At 67.8% G+C, this 17,053-nt stretch carries 10 protein-coding genes; 4 read left to right on the plus strand and 6 right to left on the minus strand.

What is annotated here, in order from left to right:
• Positions 1 to 40: 40 nt before the first annotated feature.
• From ABIA65_RS16700 to rfbA, 4 genes are read left to right on the plus strand one after another with little or no spacing between them, the layout of a single operon-like run.
• On the plus strand, positions 41 to 1,372 hold the full coding sequence (locus ABIA65_RS16700; protein WP_354524241.1) for a UDP-glucose dehydrogenase family protein: 1,332 nt from the start codon (positions 41 to 43) through the stop codon (positions 1,370 to 1,372).
• 24 nt (positions 1,373 to 1,396) lie between these two features.
• Positions 1,397 to 2,713: a cytochrome P450 gene (locus ABIA65_RS16705; protein ID WP_241401388.1), complete on the plus strand. Its 1,317-nt coding sequence runs from the start codon at positions 1,397 to 1,399 to the stop codon at positions 2,711 to 2,713.
• Between the two features lies 1 nt (position 2,714).
• Positions 2,715 to 3,464 carry a maleylpyruvate isomerase family mycothiol-dependent enzyme gene (locus tag ABIA65_RS16710; RefSeq protein WP_241401387.1) on the plus strand — a complete coding sequence of 250 codons (750 nt, stop codon included), beginning with the start codon at positions 2,715 to 2,717 and terminating at the stop codon, positions 3,462 to 3,464.
• 9 nt (positions 3,465 to 3,473) lie between these two features.
• The gene (gene rfbA / locus ABIA65_RS16715; protein WP_241401386.1) at positions 3,474 to 4,340 is read left to right on the plus strand and encodes a glucose-1-phosphate thymidylyltransferase RfbA; all 867 of its coding nucleotides are present in this window, start codon (positions 3,474 to 3,476) and stop codon (positions 4,338 to 4,340) included.
• Here rfbA and ABIA65_RS16720 read toward each other — a convergent pair.
• From ABIA65_RS16720 to ABIA65_RS16745, 6 genes are all read right to left on the minus strand, one after another.
• Positions 4,291 to 5,520, minus strand: coding sequence for a YibE/F family protein (locus ABIA65_RS16720; protein ID WP_354524242.1), 1,230 nt, complete (start codon positions 5,518 to 5,520; stop codon positions 4,291 to 4,293). The two genes, rfbA and ABIA65_RS16720, sit on opposite strands and share 50 nt — an antisense overlap.
• A 54-nt stretch (positions 5,521 to 5,574) precedes the next feature.
• On the minus strand, positions 5,575 to 6,867 hold the full coding sequence (locus tag ABIA65_RS16725) for a pyridoxal phosphate-dependent aminotransferase (protein ID WP_241401384.1): 1,293 nt from the start codon (positions 6,865 to 6,867) through the stop codon (positions 5,575 to 5,577).
• Positions 6,868 to 7,270: 403 nt separating this feature from the next.
• A complete protein-coding gene (locus ABIA65_RS16730; RefSeq protein WP_354524243.1) occupies positions 7,271 to 8,701 on the minus strand; it encodes a hypothetical protein in 1,431 nt (476 codons plus the stop codon).
• A gap of 436 nt (positions 8,702 to 9,137) precedes the next feature.
• Positions 9,138 to 12,113: a heterodisulfide reductase-related iron-sulfur binding cluster gene (locus tag ABIA65_RS16735; protein WP_354524244.1), complete on the minus strand. Its 2,976-nt coding sequence runs from the start codon at positions 12,111 to 12,113 to the stop codon at positions 9,138 to 9,140.
• A gap of 385 nt (positions 12,114 to 12,498) precedes the next feature.
• Positions 12,499 to 14,982, minus strand: a complete 2,484-nt coding sequence (iniR, locus tag ABIA65_RS16740; protein WP_354524245.1) for an isoniazid response ATPase/transcriptional regulator IniR — start codon at positions 14,980 to 14,982, stop codon at positions 12,499 to 12,501.
• On the minus strand, positions 14,979 to 16,892 hold the full coding sequence (locus ABIA65_RS16745) for an Hsp70 family protein (protein ID WP_354524246.1): 1,914 nt from the start codon (positions 16,890 to 16,892) through the stop codon (positions 14,979 to 14,981). The genes iniR and ABIA65_RS16745 overlap by 4 nt, the downstream gene beginning before the upstream one ends.
• Positions 16,893 to 17,053 lie beyond the last annotated feature (161 nt).

A 17,053-nucleotide genomic window follows, 5' to 3' on the forward strand; every position in this document is an offset into this window, starting at 1 on the left:
GCGTAGCAACTAGCTCATCGCGACGGCATATCCAGGGCATATGCGATGCACTGTGTTCGGTACGGGCTATCTCGGGGCGACACACGCGGCCGGGATGGCCGAGTTGGGTCACGAGGTCATCGGTGTGGACATCGACCCCGGCAAGATCGACAAGCTGGCTGCCGGCGACATTCCGTTCTATGAGCCCGGTCTGCGAAAGATGCTGCGGGACAACCTGGAAGCCGGTCGCCTGCACTTCACCACCGACTACGACGCCGCGGTCGAGTTCGCCGACGTGCACTTCCTTGGCGTTGGCACCCCGCAGAAGAAGGGGGAGTACGGCGCCGACCTGCGGCACGTGCACGCCGTGATCGACACGCTGGTGCCGCGGCTGCGCCGCCCCGCGGTGATCGTCGGAAAGTCCACCGTGCCCGTCGGCACCGCCGCCGAACTGTCCGCGCGCGCCCGCGACCTCGCCCCTGCGGGGGTCGACGTCGAGATCGCCTGGAACCCGGAGTTCCTGCGCGAGGGCTTCGCGGTGCACGACACCCTGCATCCCGACCGCATCGTGCTGGGCGTGCAGCGGGGTTCGGTGCGCGCCGAGGCCGCGATCCGCGACCTGTACGCGCGGCTGCTCGACGAGGACGTGCCGTTCCTGGTCACCGACCTGCAGACCGCGGAACTGGTGAAGGTGTCGGCGAACGCCTTCCTGGCCACCAAGATCTCGTTCATCAACGCGATATCGGAGGTCTGTGAGGCCGTCGACGCCGATGTCACCGTGCTCGCCGACGCACTCGGTCACGACCCACGGATCGGACGTCGATTTCTCAACGCTGGACTGGGATTCGGCGGCGGCTGCCTACCGAAGGACATCCGGGCGTTCATGGCCCGGGCCGGCGAACTCGGCGCCAACCACGCCCTGACCTTCCTGCGCGAGGTCGACAGCATCAACATGCGCCGACGCACCCATATGGTCGAACTGGCCACCAGGGCGTGTGGCGGGTCGCTGCTGGGCGCCAACATCGCCGTGCTCGGTGCGGCGTTCAAGCCGGAGTCCGACGATGTGCGCGACTCGCCTGCGCTGAATGTAGCCGGGCTGCTGCAGCTCAACGGGGCAGGCGTCAACGTCTACGACCCCCAGGCGATGGAGAATTCGCGCCGCCTGTTTCCGACACTGAACTACGCGACCTCGATAGATGAGGCGTGCGAGCGCGCCGACGCCGTACTGGTACTCACCGAGTGGCAGGAGTTCGTGGACCTCGATCCGCATCGACTGGCGGCCACTGTGCACGCGAAAGTGGTTGTCGACGGCCGAAACTGCCTGGACGTCGACATGTGGCAGGACGCGGGGTGGACGGTGCACGCGCTGGGGCGGCGTATTCCGGAGCGTTAAGTTCTGGAGCGTTAAGCTCGGGTCATGACGGTCAGGCAGCGCCTGCACTGGTTCGCCCTGCACGGGGTGATCCGCCGACTCGCGTCGTACGGCGCCAAGCGGGGCGACCCGCAGGGGCGGCTGATCGCTGACCCCGCCGTGCGCGCCGACCCCGGCGGTTTCGCCGATGAGCTCCGCGCCAGGGGACGGCTGGTCCGCGGCCGCGCGGCGTGGCTGACCACCGAACACGCAATCGCCCACCAACTGCTGCGTTCGGATGACTTCGCCGTCATGGCGATAGGCACGACACTGCCCAGGCCGCTGTACTGGCTTGAGCAGAAGACGGTGGTCAAGGGGCGACTGCACCCGCTGCTGCCGCCGTCGCTGCTGTCCGTCGAGCCCCCGGAGCACACCCGCTACCGCAAGACGGTGTCGTCGGTTTTCACCACCAGAGCCGTTGCCGCCCTGCGGGAACGGGTCGAGGAGGCCGCGAAGGGGCTGATCGACGGGCTGGACACGGCCGGCGGCACCGTCGACATCGTGGAGCGCTACTGCTCGCAGCTTCCCGTGACCGTGATCGGTGACATCATCGGCGTGCCCGACCACGACCGGCCGCGCATCCTCGAGTTCGGTGAGTTGGCGGCACCAAGCCTGGACATCGGGCTGGGCTGGGACCAGTACCGCCGGGTCGAGCGTGGACTGGACGGCTTCAACGTCTGGCTCGCCGACCACATCCGTCACCTGCGCGGCTCGCCGGGTGAGGACCTGATGAGCCAGCTCATCGACGCGGGCGAGGGCGGGACCCGCCTCAATGACGAGGAACTGCGCGCCACGGCAGGTCTGGTACTCGCCGCCGGATTCGAGACGACGGTCAACCTGCTGGGCAGTGGGATCCGGATTCTGCTGGAGCATCCCGAGCAACTCACGCTGCTGCTGGAGCAGCCCGATCTATGGCCCGGAGCCGTCGAGGAGATTCTGCGGCTCGAGTCGCCGGTGCAGATGAGCGCACGGATGGCCAAGGTCGACACCGAGGTGGCGGGCAAGACGATCAGGGCGGGCGAACCCGTCATCCTCTATCTCGCCGGCGCCAACCGCGATCCCGAGGTGTTTCCCGACCCGCACCGCTTCGACATCACCCGCGAGAACGCGGGGAGGCACCTGTCGTTCTCCGGGGGTAGGCACTTCTGCCTCGGCGCGGCACTGGCACGGGCGGAGGGCGAAGTCGGTTTGCGGACATTCTTCGAGCGCTACCCGGACGCCGCTCTGGCGGGTGCGGGAAGCCGGCGTGACACCCGGGTGCTGCGCGGATGGGCTTCCCTGCCGATCAACCTTGGACAGGCGCAGACGGCGGTACGTTCCTAGCATGGACGTCCGGGCAACGCTCATCACCGAGACCAAGGCATTCGGCGATCTCTATCGCGATGCCGACCCGACGACGCCGGTGTCGACATGCCCCGGCTGGACCCTGAACCAACTGTTCAAACACGTCGGCCGCGGCAACCGTTGGTGTGCACAGATCATCGACGACCGACGCCAGGAGCCGCTCGACCCGCGTGAGGTGCGCGACGGCAAGCCACCCGAGGACGTCGACGCCGCGATCGCCTGGCTGGAATCCGGCGCGCAGAAGGTCCTCGACGCCGTCGACCATGTCGGTGCTGACGCGCGGGTGTGGACGTTCAACGGGTCAAAGCCCGCGGGCTGGTGGATCCGGCGCCGCGTGCACGAGATGACAGTGCACCGCGCCGACGCCGCGTTGGCACTCGGATCAGAGTTCGAGCTGCCCGCCGCGCAGGCCGCCGACGCAGTCAGCGAGTGGATCGAGCTGATCATCAACGGTGCCGACCGACACGCGCCGCCGCTGGACCGGGGACGCACGCTGCACCTGCACGCCACCGACGACGGTTTGGGCCCGACGGGTGAGTGGACGATCGTCAACGACGAGGACGGCTTGAGCTGGTCGCACGACCACGCCAAGGGTGAGGTGGCGGTTCGCGGCAGGGCCGTAGACCTGTTACTGGGCATCACGCGGCGGCGGAGCGCCGCGGATGCCTCGCTCGAGGTGTTCGGCGATGCGGCGGTGTGGGACGGGTGGCTGGCCCGCTCGCCGTTCTAGGCTGACCGGATGCGAGGAATCATCCTGGCGGGCGGATCGGGCACGAGGCTGTACCCGATCACCATGGGCGTCAGCAAGCAGTTGCTTCCGGTGTATGACAAGCCGTTGATCTACTACCCGCTGTCGACGTTGATGATGGCGGGCATCCGCGACATCCAGGTGATCTCGACCGCCGGCGACGCGCCCGCGTTTCACCGGTTGCTCGGTGACGGCAGCGAATTCGGCGTTGACATCACCTACGCCACCCAGAGCCAACCCGACGGTCTGGCGCAGGCGTTCGTCATAGGCGCCGACCACATCGGAACGGACTCGGTCGCACTGGCGTTGGGGGACAACGTCTTCTACGGGCCGACGCTGGGCACCAGCCTGGGCAGGTTCCACGATGTCAAGGGCGGCGCGATATTCGCCTACTGGGTGGCCAACCCCACGGCCTACGGTGTGGTGGAGTTCGGCGACGACGGCACCGCACTGTCGCTGGAGGAGAAGCCCGCGAACCCCAAGTCGAACTACGCGATACCCGGACTGTACTTCTACGATAACGACGTCATCGAGATCGCCAAGTCGCTGAAGCGCTCTGCGCGTGGGGAATTCGAGATCACCGAGATCAACCAGCGCTACCTCGAGCAGGGCCGACTCTCGGTCGAGGTGCTGGCCCGCGGAACCGCCTGGCTGGACACCGGGACGTTCGACTCGCTGCTGGACGCCAGCGACTACGTCCGTACCATCGAACGCCGCCAGGGCCTGAAAGTCGGTGTGCCCGAGGAGGTCGCCTGGCGTATGGGCTTCATCACCGATGAACAGCTCGAGGTCCGCGCGCACGCTCTGCTCAAGTCGGGGTATGGCGACTATCTGCTGGAGCTGCTGGCCCGCCGCTAGGGGTGGCCAGCACGGCGGCGATGCCCGTCGTCAACGGCACCGACAATGCCAGCGCGATCCCACCGACCGCGGATCGGGCGACCTCGATGGCCACACTCTCACTGGTCAGTACGTCGCTCAGCGAACGGTTGGCGACGCTGAACAGCAGCAGCAGCGGAAGTGCGCTACCGGCGTAGGCGAGTACCAGCGTGTAGACGGTGCTGGCGATGTGGTCGCGTCCCACCCGCATCGCGCCGACGAAGACCGCTGTCCGCGAGGCCCCGTGCTCGGCGAGCTCGAAGGCCGTCGAGGCCTGCGTCACCGTCACGTCGTTGAGCACACCGAGCGAGCCGATGATGAACCCGGCCAGCAGTAGGCCAGTGATCGACACGTTGCCCATGTAGGCGGCGACCTCGTTGTTCTGATCCTCCGAGAGTCCCGTCAGGTGTGCTAATTCGATTGCCGCCCACGACAGTACGGCGGCCAGCAGCAGGGAGGCCAGGGTTCCGAGCAGGGCCGCACTGGTGCGCAGGCTCACCCCGTGAGCCAGATAGATGACGGCGTAGAGGATTACCGCGGCCGCGACGAGTGACACGGGAACCGCTGGCGCGCCATCGCGTAGCGCGGGTAGCAGGAACACCACAAGCACCGCGAAGGCGACGACGATGCCGATCATCGCGCGCAGCCCCCGCCACCGCGCCACCGCCACGACCACGACGGCGAATACGGTGGCCAGCGCGACCAGCGGCCACGTCCGCTCGAAGTCGTAGAACGAGTAAGTGGTGGAGCCGTTCTGATCGACCTGCCGGCTGATCCTGATGTTGTCACCGACCGCGAGATGCGGCTGGCCTGGGCCGCCGCTGAACTCGAGCAGGGTGTTGGCGCCCTCGTTGGGTCCGGAGTCGATCGCGACCAGCGACTGAACGCACTCACCTCCGCCCGCGGGGGCGGCGATGGGCGGGGCGGTCAGTACCGCGCCCGTCGACGGGCTACCGCAGTCCGCGGCGCCGCTGGAGCGGACGTGACCCGCCTCGGTGGTCACCGCGCCGCCGGTTGCGTTCTGAAATGGCAGCGGGATGTCGGCCTTCTCCTGGCTGGGCCACAGCGCCACCGCACCGATGACGACACTCAGGCCTATGGCGATCAGCAGGCCGACGACGATCCTGGCGGCCAACGGCCCCAACGGCGCGGGACCACTCATGGAGTGGGTATGCGAGTGCGACACAGGGCCCCACGGTACCCACGTGAGCGCGGGCTACTGTTGGTAGCTCGCCAGGAAGTTGCCGAGCCGCTCGATGGCGTTGGCCAGATCGCGCGCCCACGGCAGCGTCACGATGCGCAGGTGATCGGGCGCGGGCCAGTTGAACCCGGTGCCCTGGGTGACCAGGATCTTCTCCTGCAGCAGCAGGTCGAGGACAAGCTGCTCGTCGTCGCGGATGTCGTGAACCTCAGGGTCCAGCCGAGGGAAGGCGTACAGCGCACCCTCGGGCTTCACGCAGGACACCCCGGGGATCTCGTTGAGCGTGGCCCAGGCGACGTCACGCTGTTCGAGCAGTCGACCGCCGGGCAGGACGAGGTCGTCGATGCTCTGGTGCCCACCGAGTGCCACCTGAATGGCATGCTGCGCAGGCACATTGGGGCACAGGCGCATATTCGACAGCAGGCTGATGCCCTCGATGAAGCTTGCGGCGTGCTCCTTGGGGCCCGTGATCACCAGCCAGCCCGCGCGGTAACCGGCGACCCGGTAGGCCTTGGACAGGCCGTTGAACGTCAGACACAGCTGATCGGGCGCCACGGATGCCATCGCGATGTGCTCGGCGTCGTCGTACAGGATCTTGTCGTAGATCTCGTCGGCGAGCAGAAGCAGCTGGTGCTTGCGCGCGAGATCAGCCATCTGCTGCAGGGTTTCGCGGCTGTACACCGCGCCGGTGGGGTTGTTCGGGTTGATCACGACGAGCGCCTTGGTGCGCTCGGTGATCTTCGACTCGAGGTCGGCGATATCGGGCTGCCAGCCCTGGGTCTCATCGCACAGGTAGTGCACGGGGGTGCCGCCGGCCAGCGCGGTCGACGCGGTCCACAGCGGGTAGTCCGGCGCGGGGATCAGCACCTGGTCGCCGTTGTCCAGCAGCGCCTGCAGCGTCATGGTGATCAACTCGGAGACGCCGTTGCCCAGGTACACGTCGTCGATGTCGAAGCGGGGAAAGCCGTCGACCAGTTCGTAGCGGGTGAACACCGCACGCCGGGCGCTGGGGATGCCCTTGGAGTCGGAGTATCCCTGCGCGTACGGCAGCGCCTGGATCATGTCGCGCATGATCACGTCGGGCGCCTCGAAGCCGAACGGCGCGGGGTTGCCGATGTTCAGCTTGAGGATGCGATGCCCCTCGGCCTCAAGCCTGGCGGCGTGATCGTGCACGGGGCCGCGGATCTCGTACAGGACGTCCTGCAGCTTGGACGACTGCGCGAACGTGCGCTGTCGTGGCTGATTCCCGGTGCCATGCCAGGGAAGCTGATGGGTGGTCACGCGTTCAATGGTCTCATTACCGTCCACCCAATTAGCTGGCCAGGCGGGGTGCGCTGCTTCGGGAAGCAGTAAACCCCCTCCGCTAGGGGTGGAGGGGGCTTACTGGTTTGAGGGGACAGTCGCCCAGTTCCAAGTGCTGCCGGGGTCCGGAACTGGGTTTCTGGGGGTGAACCAAGAGCAGGGTATCGGCAGCGTAGGAACGTGTTGCCGTTTACCGAACGGCCAATTCTTGAACCTTTGCAGCCTCAAGTACTTCCATCCTCGAAGATACCCTTGACCAGTCCAGATAGCACGGTTTTGGTTCCGCTTGAATGTCAAGATCGGTTGTTCCAGCTATATGACGACATCTCACGCGTGAACGCAGTAGGCCCCCTCCGCTGGAGGGGGCCTACTAGTCAGGGTGTTCTCACACCGGTGTCACCGGTGATGGTTACTCGTTGCCCGAGTCGCTGGAGTCCGAGCTGTCCGAGCTGTCCGAGCCGGAGCTGGCCGAGCCGGACCCGGTGTTGGCGGTGCCGGTACCCGTTGCAGGCTTGTCGGGCGTGGCGACGGTCTCGGTGTCGGTCTTGGACGGCGCGGTCGTCGTCGAGGAGCCGTTGTTGGACACACCGGTGTTGACCTTGCCCGGTTCGGCCTTGTTGCCGTCCTTGGTGTCGGTGCGGGTGTCGGCCGGCTTCTCCTTCTCGGCGGCCACGGCCGAGGTGTCCTCCTTGGTGACGGCGACGTTGTCGGTCTCCTCGGTGACGGTGACCTTCTCGACAACCGGCTCGACGACGACAGGCTCCACGACGACGGGCTCGACGACGACAGGCTCGACGACGACAGGCTCGGTGGTGACGGGCTCCGTCTCAACCGTGTTGGACCCCGGGTCCACCTCGGTCTTCGGCGTCTCGACCACCGTGTCGGCAGGTGTCTCCAGAGAGACTGTCGTTGTGCTCAGGTCCGGAATCGAGGCGATGCCATCAGCGGGGGTCTCGGTCGGCGCGACGGTCTTCAGGGCGAACGACGCGGGCCCGGCGATCGCGTTCGCGATGAGCTTGGGAATGGTCACCAACAGGGAGGCGATGATGCCGTTGTTGTGCGGCGCCGCGGGATCCCAGGTGAGCAGACCCGGGAAGAAGGCCTTGTAGCCGTCGGTCTCATAAGCGGCCGTGTACCCGTTCAGGATTGCGCCGGCGAGCACGCCGGGGGTGTTGATGATGGCGCCCAGTGCTGCCAGCGGATCACCCGTTCGGATCGCGTTCACCAGGGCCTGGCCCTGGTCGCCGAGCGCCTCGACGCTGCCCATGACCGGGCCCAGAGCGCCAACGGCCAGGGGAAGCAACATCGTGAATAGATCGGTGCTCGCCGTGATCACCCTGACCAGGGTGTCCGCCATCTGGCGGGGAATCGTCAGGACTTCGGCGATCGGGAATGCCGCGAACACCAGCTGCCCGATCACCGCGTTGATCGCGTTGGCCGCGCCGACGACATCGCCCTGGGAGAGGGCGGTGACCATCTTCTGCATTTCCGGCACCACGACGTCGGTGGCCCAGGTGCCCAAGCTCTGGCCCAGGGCCCCGAAGCTGCTGACCACCGTCTGTGCGTAGCCGATCTGGTTGGTGAGCAGCGCCCGCAGGATCGGGGCGGGATCAACGACAACCGCAGAGCCGATCCCCACCACGTTGGTGACGACGCCTCCGATCACGTCCGCCCACTGCTGGATGGGGTTGGCCGATGCGGCGAGGTCGACCATGGCCGAGCTGATGGCCGGGACCTGGATGCTGGCCGGCGCCGACGGTGAGATGGGCGAGATGAGGAGGGCGCTGGCAGCGACCAGTGAGGCTCCGACGGCGAGACGTGGGCGAACAGCTACCTGCATGTGAATCCTTACCTATGGCGGACTTGTGTCGTGCTGGCTGAGCTGTTCATGGAGATCTGCGTGCATGGGCCTGAAATCTCACAGGTAGTTATCAGCCAGTCGCACGCACGCTAGCACTAGAACGTGTTGCTGTTTACGAAAATGTAAATTCGCTAAAAGTTGCACATAAAAATGTTCAACGCGATAGCGCGACGCTGACATGCGTCTTTTTCCGGCAGAAAATAGTACTGCTGTGTCAACTCACAAGCGATCCATGCTGACTGCACGTAGTTGTAAGGCGACCCCGGGTGGGTGCGTCGAAGCGAGCTGACGCAACCGGCGCGCGACGATCGTCCAGCTCAGCGGCCCGATCAGCCCGTGCGGTCGAGGTTTCAGACGGCGGCAGCCCAGCAAACGCTTGCTGGGCTGCCGAGGGTACGGGCGTGGCGATTCGGCCTTAGCGCTTGCCGGGCCGCTTCGTGCCGGGTGCGATCGCCAGACCCTTGACCGGTGGCCGAGGCTTCTCCTCTGGCGTTGCCTCGGGCTCCGATTGCGGTTCGGGCGCGGTCTCTGCTGCGGGCGCTGCGGCCTCCGCAGGAGGCGGCGTTGCCGCGGCGGGCTTCTTGGCGCCGGGCTTCTTGATCCCGCCCGCGAGCCCCAGTCCGCCCTTGGCCGTCGGCGGCTTCGGCGCTGCAGTTTCTGCGGGTGCCTCGGGTGCCGGTGTCTCGGCCGCTGGTGCCTCGGCAGGCGCGGCCGGAGCCGGCGTTGTTGTGGCGGGCTTCTTGGCGCCCGGTTTCTTGATCCCGCCGGCGAGTCCCAGTCCGCCCTTGGCCGTCGGAACCGGGGGAGCGGCTTCGGCGGCGGGCGCCTCGGCTGCTGGTGCCTCCGCGGCGGGTGCCGCGGCTGCGGGCTTCTTGGCACCGGGCTTCTTGATGCCGCCCGCGAGTCCGAGGCCGCCCTTGGCAGGTGCGGGGGTCTCGGCGGCTGGAGCCTCTGCCGGTGCCGCGGCAGCGGGCTTCTTGGCACCGGGCTTCTTGATGCCGCCGGCCATGCCCATGCCCTTGGCCGGTGCGGCCGGTGCCGCGGCCTCGGTCTTGGCGGCGGGCTCGGGAGCCGACTCCGCGACAACTTCCTCTGGCTCGGCGGGCGCTGCCTCGGCGGGTGCTGCGGCTTCTTCGGCGGCAGCACGCTTCTCGGCGAGCACTGCCGACCACTCGGCGGCAGCGCCCTTGGCGGGCAACGTGACTGCGTCCTTGTCCAGTGACGCGAGGAGCAGCTGGGCCACGTCGAGAACCTCGGCCGACTTGCCCAGCTCCTCGGCCTTGTCGCCGACACCGTCGGTCATCATCACGCGGCAGAACGGGCAGCCGGTGGCGATGGTCTTGGCGCCGGTGTCCAGCGCCTCCTCCACACGTTCGTGGTTGACGCGCTTGCCGATGTGCTCTTCCATCCACATCCGCGCGCCGCCCGCGCCGCAGCACAGGCCGCGGTCGGCGTGCCGTGGCATCTCGGTGAGCGTGGCGCCCGAGGCCCCGATCAGCTCACGCGGCGCCGAGTACTCCTTGTTGTGACGGCCGAGGAAGCACGGATCGTGGTAGGTGACGTCCTGGCCGACGGGCTTGACCGCGACCAGCTTCTTGTCGCGAACCAGACGGTTCAGCAGCTGCGTGTGGTGCAGCACTGTGTAGTTGGTGCCCAGCTGCGGGTACTCGCGGCCGATGGTGTTGAAGCAGTGCGGGCAGGTGGCGATGATCTTGCGGTCGACGGTCTCAACGCCCTCGAACAACTCGTTGATGGTCTCGACGTTCTGAGCCGCCAACTGCTGGAACAGGAACTCGTTGCCCGCGCGGCGAGCCGAGTCGCCGGTGCACGTCTCGCCGGTGCCCAGGACCAGGAACTTCACGCCCGCGGCGGCCAGCAGTTCGGCGACAGCCTTGGTGGTCTTCTTCGCGCGGTCCTCGAAGGCACCCGCGCAGCCAACCCAGAACAGGTACTCGAAGCCGTCGAACGAGTGCACGTCCTGGCCGTAGACCGGGACATCGAAGTCGACCTCGTCGATCCAGGTGGTGCGCTCGCGGGCGTTCTGCCCCCACGGGTTGCCCTTGGTCTCGAGGTTCTTGAACAGCACGCCGAGTTCACCGGGGAACTCGGATTCGACCATGACCTGGTAGCGGCGCATGTCGACGATGTGGTCGATGTGCTCGATGTCGACGGGGCACTGCTCGACGCACGCGCCGCAGTTGGTGCAGGACCACAGCACGTCGGGGTCGATGACGCCGCCCTGCTCGGCGGTGCCGACGAGCGGTCGGGTGGCCTGCTCGGGACCCGATCCCATGATCCGCTCGAAACCGGACTCGGGAACGTGGTCGTGCGCGTCGTGCTTGGTCTCGACGAATCCACCCTCGGTCGAGGTCAATTCCTCGACGGCGTTCTCGTCGGGCATCGGCTTCTCGCCGAGGATGTAGGGGGCCTTGGCGAACATGTGGTCGCGCAGGTTCATGATGACGAGCTTGGGGGACAACGGCTTTCCGGTGTTCCACGCGGGGCACTGCGACTGGCAGCGGCCGCACTCGGTACACGTGGTGAAGTCGAGATAGCCCTTCCAGGTGAAGTCCTCGATCTTGCCGCGACCGAACACCGCGTCCTCGGCAGGATCCTCGAAGTCGATCTTCTCGCCTTCGTGCTCCATCGGCAGCAGCGGGCCCAAGCCGTCCGGCAACCGCTTGAAAGTGACGTTGATGGGAGCCAGGCCGATGTGAAGGTGCTTGGAGTGCAGCACGATCAGCAGGAACACCAGCATGACGCCGATGTGGCCGATCAGGGCGATGGTTTCGATCCACATGTTGGCGGTGTGCCCCAGGGGGGCCAGCAGTGCGGCCATACCGTCGGAGAAGAACGCGCCGCTCTGGTACGGGAACTCCTCGCCGAGGGTGTTGACCGCTGCGCCGCGGAAGATCGCGTAGGTCAGGATGACCAGGAAGATCATGAACAGGATCTCCCACGCACCGCCGGTGTGGGATCCGTAGAAGCGCGACTCCCGGCCGAGCTTCTTGGGCTCACGGGTGATGCGGATGATGGCAAAGACGGTGATGCCGGCCAGCACGGCCAGGGCGAAGAAATCTTGCAGGAAGCCCAGGGCAGCCCACCGGCCGACGAACGGGATGTGGAACTCGGGGTTGAACAGCACACCGTAGGCCTCGACATACACCGAGCCGAGGACGAAGAAGCCCCACATGGTGAAGAAGTGCGCGAGACCGGGGATGGACCACTTCAGGAGCTTCGACTGGGCGAAGACTTCCTTGTTCTGGTTCAGGAAGCGGCGTAGCAGGTCGTCCTTGCGGCCGCGCTCGTCGCCGAGTTTCTGCCCCGAGCGGATCAGGGTGGTCAGCCACAGCACGCGCTTTGCGGCGAAGATCAAGACCACCGCGGTCATCAGCAATCCAATGACCAACCTGCTCACTTCGAGCGTGTGCTGCACCGCGTGCCTCCCAAGTTCAAGCTACCGACCAGTAACTTTTAGACATGTTACTTACGGGTAACTTATGCTAGATGCCTGCTCATAGTTACATCCATGCGACAAACGACGCTATGAAGGCTCACCTAACAAACCCGGTTGTGCTGCCATTCTCGAGGCCGTTTGACGTGATGCGGTCGAGCGCCCGATGCCTTATACCCGCGATCGCTGGGGGCCAAGCGGGCCGATGACCGTGGTCGGAGCCGTCGATCGGCTCCTGATGCCGCACATGGCCCCCGGTGCCAATGCGTTGCTGGCCCACGCGGCCGCAGCGGTGACAGTGGCCATAGTCACACAACACGACCTACGCCGGGGTGCTCAGGATGGCTCGCAGCATGGAGATCAGCTCCGACCGGGACTCCGCGCCCAGCCTGCGGCGGATGCGGGCGACATGGTGTTCGACGGTCTTGGCGGAGATGAGCAGCTGGCTTCCGATGTCGCGGTAGGGCATGCCCTGCAGCACCAGTTCGGCCACCTCGCGTTCGCGGTCTGACAACCGCGACCACGTCGGCATCGACGACGCCGGACCCGGCGCGGCCACCGTCACCGGCGCGTTGTCCGCGTCGTCCTGGGCGGTCACCGCGACCTTGAGGTCGCGCGCCAGCGCAAGCATCGCCGCCGACACGCGTCCGTCCGGCGTCTGCAGCGCGGCCTGGCTTGCCAGTCGCGTCGCGTCCCAGCCGAGACCGAACTGCGCCAGCGAGCGGGCGGCGGCCGTCACGTCGTCGACCTCGACATGATTGGCCAGCACCCGCAACCAGGTGCGGCCCGCCGTCGCCAGCGATCGTGCGAACGCGCTGTGTCCGGCGGCCGCTGTCAACGCCTGTCCGTGCGGTGCCACCGACTCCGGTGAGTTGGCGAGGATGCCCGCGTGGACTCCCGCCCAGTGCAGCGGCAGCGACCACAGCGTCGGATTGCCCAGTCCGGCAAGCAGTCCGAAGGCGTCGTTGATGACGTGCTCGAGACGCTGGACCTGGCGCAACCGGGCCGCCGCGACCCACAGTTCGCCGAGCGGCAGAAGCGAGTACAGGTCGACGGAGTACTCGGTGAGCACCTCGGTGGCGGCATACCAGTGTTTCTGGAGGGCACCGCTGTCGCCGCTCCGGCGGGCGATGGCAGTCTGCAGGGCCGCGGTCCACAACGCGTCTCGGCGGTGCAGATCCGACACCCCGGCGACGGCGGCGACGTCGGTGGCCGCCGCCGACAGTTGCCCGTCCTGCATCCGGGTCCAGCCGAGCAGGAGCCGGTGTCGATGCGCGACGAAACCGGTGTCACCGTCGGTGGCCCGTATGGCGCGGGTGATCACACTGCGGGCGCGCACGGGATCGCCGCCGTGTAGCGCGGCGAGAGTGACAAGTGCCGCGGGTGTGTCTGGTGCTACGCCCGCGGCCGCGGGCTCCGAGCCGAGCGCCTGCGAAAGGCGGGACATTGCAGCCGGATACGGGCTGTCGAGCGTCGCGAGGAGGCCCTCGCCGAGGCTGCGGGCGGCTCTGGCGGCTGAGGTCGGTGGACCCACGTCGTCACCCCCGGCCGCCGCCCGGGCGGCCGCGGCGTCACCGACTCCCATCGCCGCGATGACTCCCGCGGCCGACACGACGGCATCGGGGTACGGACCGAGCCAGGCGAACAACTCGGCGGCTTGAGCGGCGGCGCCGTCGTGCACTGCGATGCTGGCGGCGATCCGTACCGCGGCGGCTCGTTCGGCGATGTCCTCGGAGCTGAGCAGCTCGTCCGCCAACCCGCCGGCGGCACCGCAGTCGCCGGTGGCGGCCAGGGCGTCGGCCAGGCGCGCGTCGGGGATCCTGGCACCGACCTGGACGGCGGCGCGGTAGAGCCGGGCGGCGCGACCGGGATGATCCTGATGGCGCTCGGCGAACTCGGTCAATGCAGCGGCAAGTAGCGGGTCCCGCATCCCGTGATCGGCCAGTCGCAACGCGAGATCCATTGACAGTGAGGATCTCTCGGTCTGGGCGCGCAGCAGTGCGATCTCGAGGTCGTGGTGGCGCGTTGTGCCCACCGTCTGAGTGAGGCATTGATGCAGCGCGCGCAGGAAGGTCTGGCTGTGCGACGGCGCGATGAGGCCGGTAGCCCTGGCGTGATCGACCAGGCGTGCACCCTCGGCGCCGTCGAGTCCGACCGCCGCCGCGACGTCGTCCGGACCGAGTTCGGGGCTTAGCGACGAGATCAGTAGGGCGTCCAGGACGCCGTCATCGACGCGGCGCAGGCGGTCGACGAGGGCGGCGCGGGCCGCCCGAGCGATGACCGCGGCGGGCGCCTCGGCGTCGGTTGGCCCGAGGGCGGTGACCGCCGCGTGCACCAGGAAGGGCAGACCCGCCGTGGCGGCGACCAACGACCGGATCACGTCCGCCGGTGGTGTCGAACCGAGTGATTCGGCTGCGATGCGGGCGATCTCGGGTGGTGTCAGCGGTCCGAGCGCTATCGCGGGCGACTGTCTCTCCGTCGCGGTTGACAACGCCGTCAGCCCGGCGTGGTGCACCAGCGGTTGCGCCGAGATCACCACCGTCGTCGCGGCGTCATCCACGATGTCAACCAGGCGATGCAGTTCGGCGTCGTCGAGCAGGTGGGCGTCATCGATGACGACCGCGGCGCCCGGCGGATCGCCGTCGCGTGGCGCACGCGCGATAACGCTCACCCCTGCGTCGCGCAACGTCGCGCGCACCGTGCTCAGAAGCGTGGTCTTACCGGTCCCGATCCCACCCGACACCAGAGCCGTCACCGGCTCGGTGGGTGACGCCGTCAGCGTCGCGACGACATCGGGTGCGGTCACGGAACGCTAGATACCAGGGGGACTTCGGCGGCCGGAGGTGGCACGGCCGCGACCTCCGGAATGGTCTCGACGACGGGCATGGCCGCGGGCGTCGACGGGACCACCGGGTCCGGGGCGGTCGTCGGCGGATCGGCGTCCGGGGTATCGGGCTGCGTCGGAACCGTCGTGGTCGTGATCGGCGGGCGCGTTGTGGTGGTCGTCGGCGGAGGCGTCGTCGTGGTGGTGGGCGGCGTCGTCGTCGTTGTCGTAGTGGTCGTTGTTGTGGTCGTCGTTGTTGTGGTCGTGGTGGTGGTCGTCGTGGTCGGCGACGTCGTGGTGGTCGTGGTCGTGGTCGGCGGCGTGGTCGAGGACGGCGGAGCGGTGGCGGTGGTGGTCCGAACGTCCTCGCTCTGGGCGGTGGTCTCGGTCGAGGGCACGACGGTCGTGGTGATCCGGCCGTCCTCACCGGTACGGGTGATCGTCACGTTCTCGATCACCGGGTCGAGCGGGCTCGACGTGCCGGTCAGCGTCACGGCCAGGCCGCCTGCCGCTAGCAACAGGGCCGCCGCGGCCGCACCGAACAGGATTGGCGGGCGCTTGTACCAGGGCAGCGGCTCCGAAACGGGTTCGACATCCTCGTCGCGGGCGAACTCCATCTGTGGGCGGGCGTCAGTCGGCCCACCCCAGTCCTCGCCGGTCCATTCATTGCCCTCGTAGGGCACTGGCTCGTCGGACTGCGCGCCCTCGGACCACGCCAACGAGTCGGCGGCCGCCGTGTCGGCCGCGCTCGGGGCAGCCTGGGTCGGTGGCGCACCCGCCGCCCATCCCATCGTCGGGGCCAGACCGGTGGGCGCGTCGACGGCGGGAGCCAGCCCGGTGGGGGCATCGGCCGCGAGGCCGCCCGCGGCAAGTCCACCCGCAGCGGCCACCACGGCGGCACCGGCAGCGCTGACGACCTGGGGTTGCGGTGTCGTCACGACCTCGGCGCGCAGACGCTCCGACAGTCGCTGTGTGATGAACGGGATTGATGCGCCGCCACCGATCGTGGCGACCGCGGTGACGGCAGCCAGCGGCACCCGGTAGCGCTGCAACGTCTCCTCGACGACGGACAGCACGTTCGACAGGGGTTGGTCGATGAGCCGCTCGAGTTCGGGGCGCGTGATCCGGACGTCGGAGGAGAACCCGGGCAGCGTGACGGGGATGACGGCGGTGGTCTCGGCGGACAGGCGTTCCTTGGCCCGCCTGCACGAGTCGCGCAGCGCGGCGAGCGAGCCGACGGCGGCCGTGCCCGCGGGGTCCGAGTCGCCGGCGTCGGCGACTCCGGCGATGACGTGGTTCAGCAGCGACTGGTCGATCAGGTCACCGGAGAACTCCGGGTAGCGGATGGTGTCGCCGACGGTGGCCATTCCCGCGCGTGCGTCGGCGATCGTGATGCTGGTACCGCTGCCGCCGAAGTCGCAGAGCACGACAACACCGTCAGTGGGTAGGCCGGGTGTCACCCGAAGTGCGGCAAGGGCAGCCGCCGAATCCGGGACCAACTCCGGTGGAACGCCGCCAGGGGCCAGTGACGGCTTGGAGCGCAAAGCGTTTCGCAGTGCACCCAACACGCCAGGTCCCCAGTGCGCCGGCACGGCGATGGTGACCGGTGCGCCGCCGCCCGCGTCGCGGGCGATGGCGTCGAGCGCCTCGACGAGGACGATCTCGCCGCGGTGCGACGAACCGTCCGAGGCGACCAGCGGAACGGGGTCGCCGACGCGTTCGACGAAGCCAGTGAGGACAAGCCTCGGCTGATTAGGCCCGAATTGATCACCGACCTCCGGTGCGCGGTCGTTGAACAGGGCCAGTGCCGAACGGCGCACGACCGGGGCGCGGCCGACGGCCGCCGCCACCAGATTCGTGGTGCCGACTGACAATCCGAGGGAGTCGCTCATCTATGTCCAGACCTTTTGCCGGATGGAGGTGGCCCGGAGGCCGAGCACGAGAATTCAGTTCCCCACCATAACCGCCGGGATGGGGATCCGACGGTAACCCCCTAACGACACCAAACCCCTAACCGCGTTCCCCCTAATGGGGTGTTCGAGGGGGTGGGATC

Source organism: Mycolicibacterium sp. 624 (assembly GCF_040548615.1).
Taxonomy (GTDB): domain Bacteria; phylum Actinomycetota; class Actinomycetes; order Mycobacteriales; family Mycobacteriaceae; genus Mycobacterium.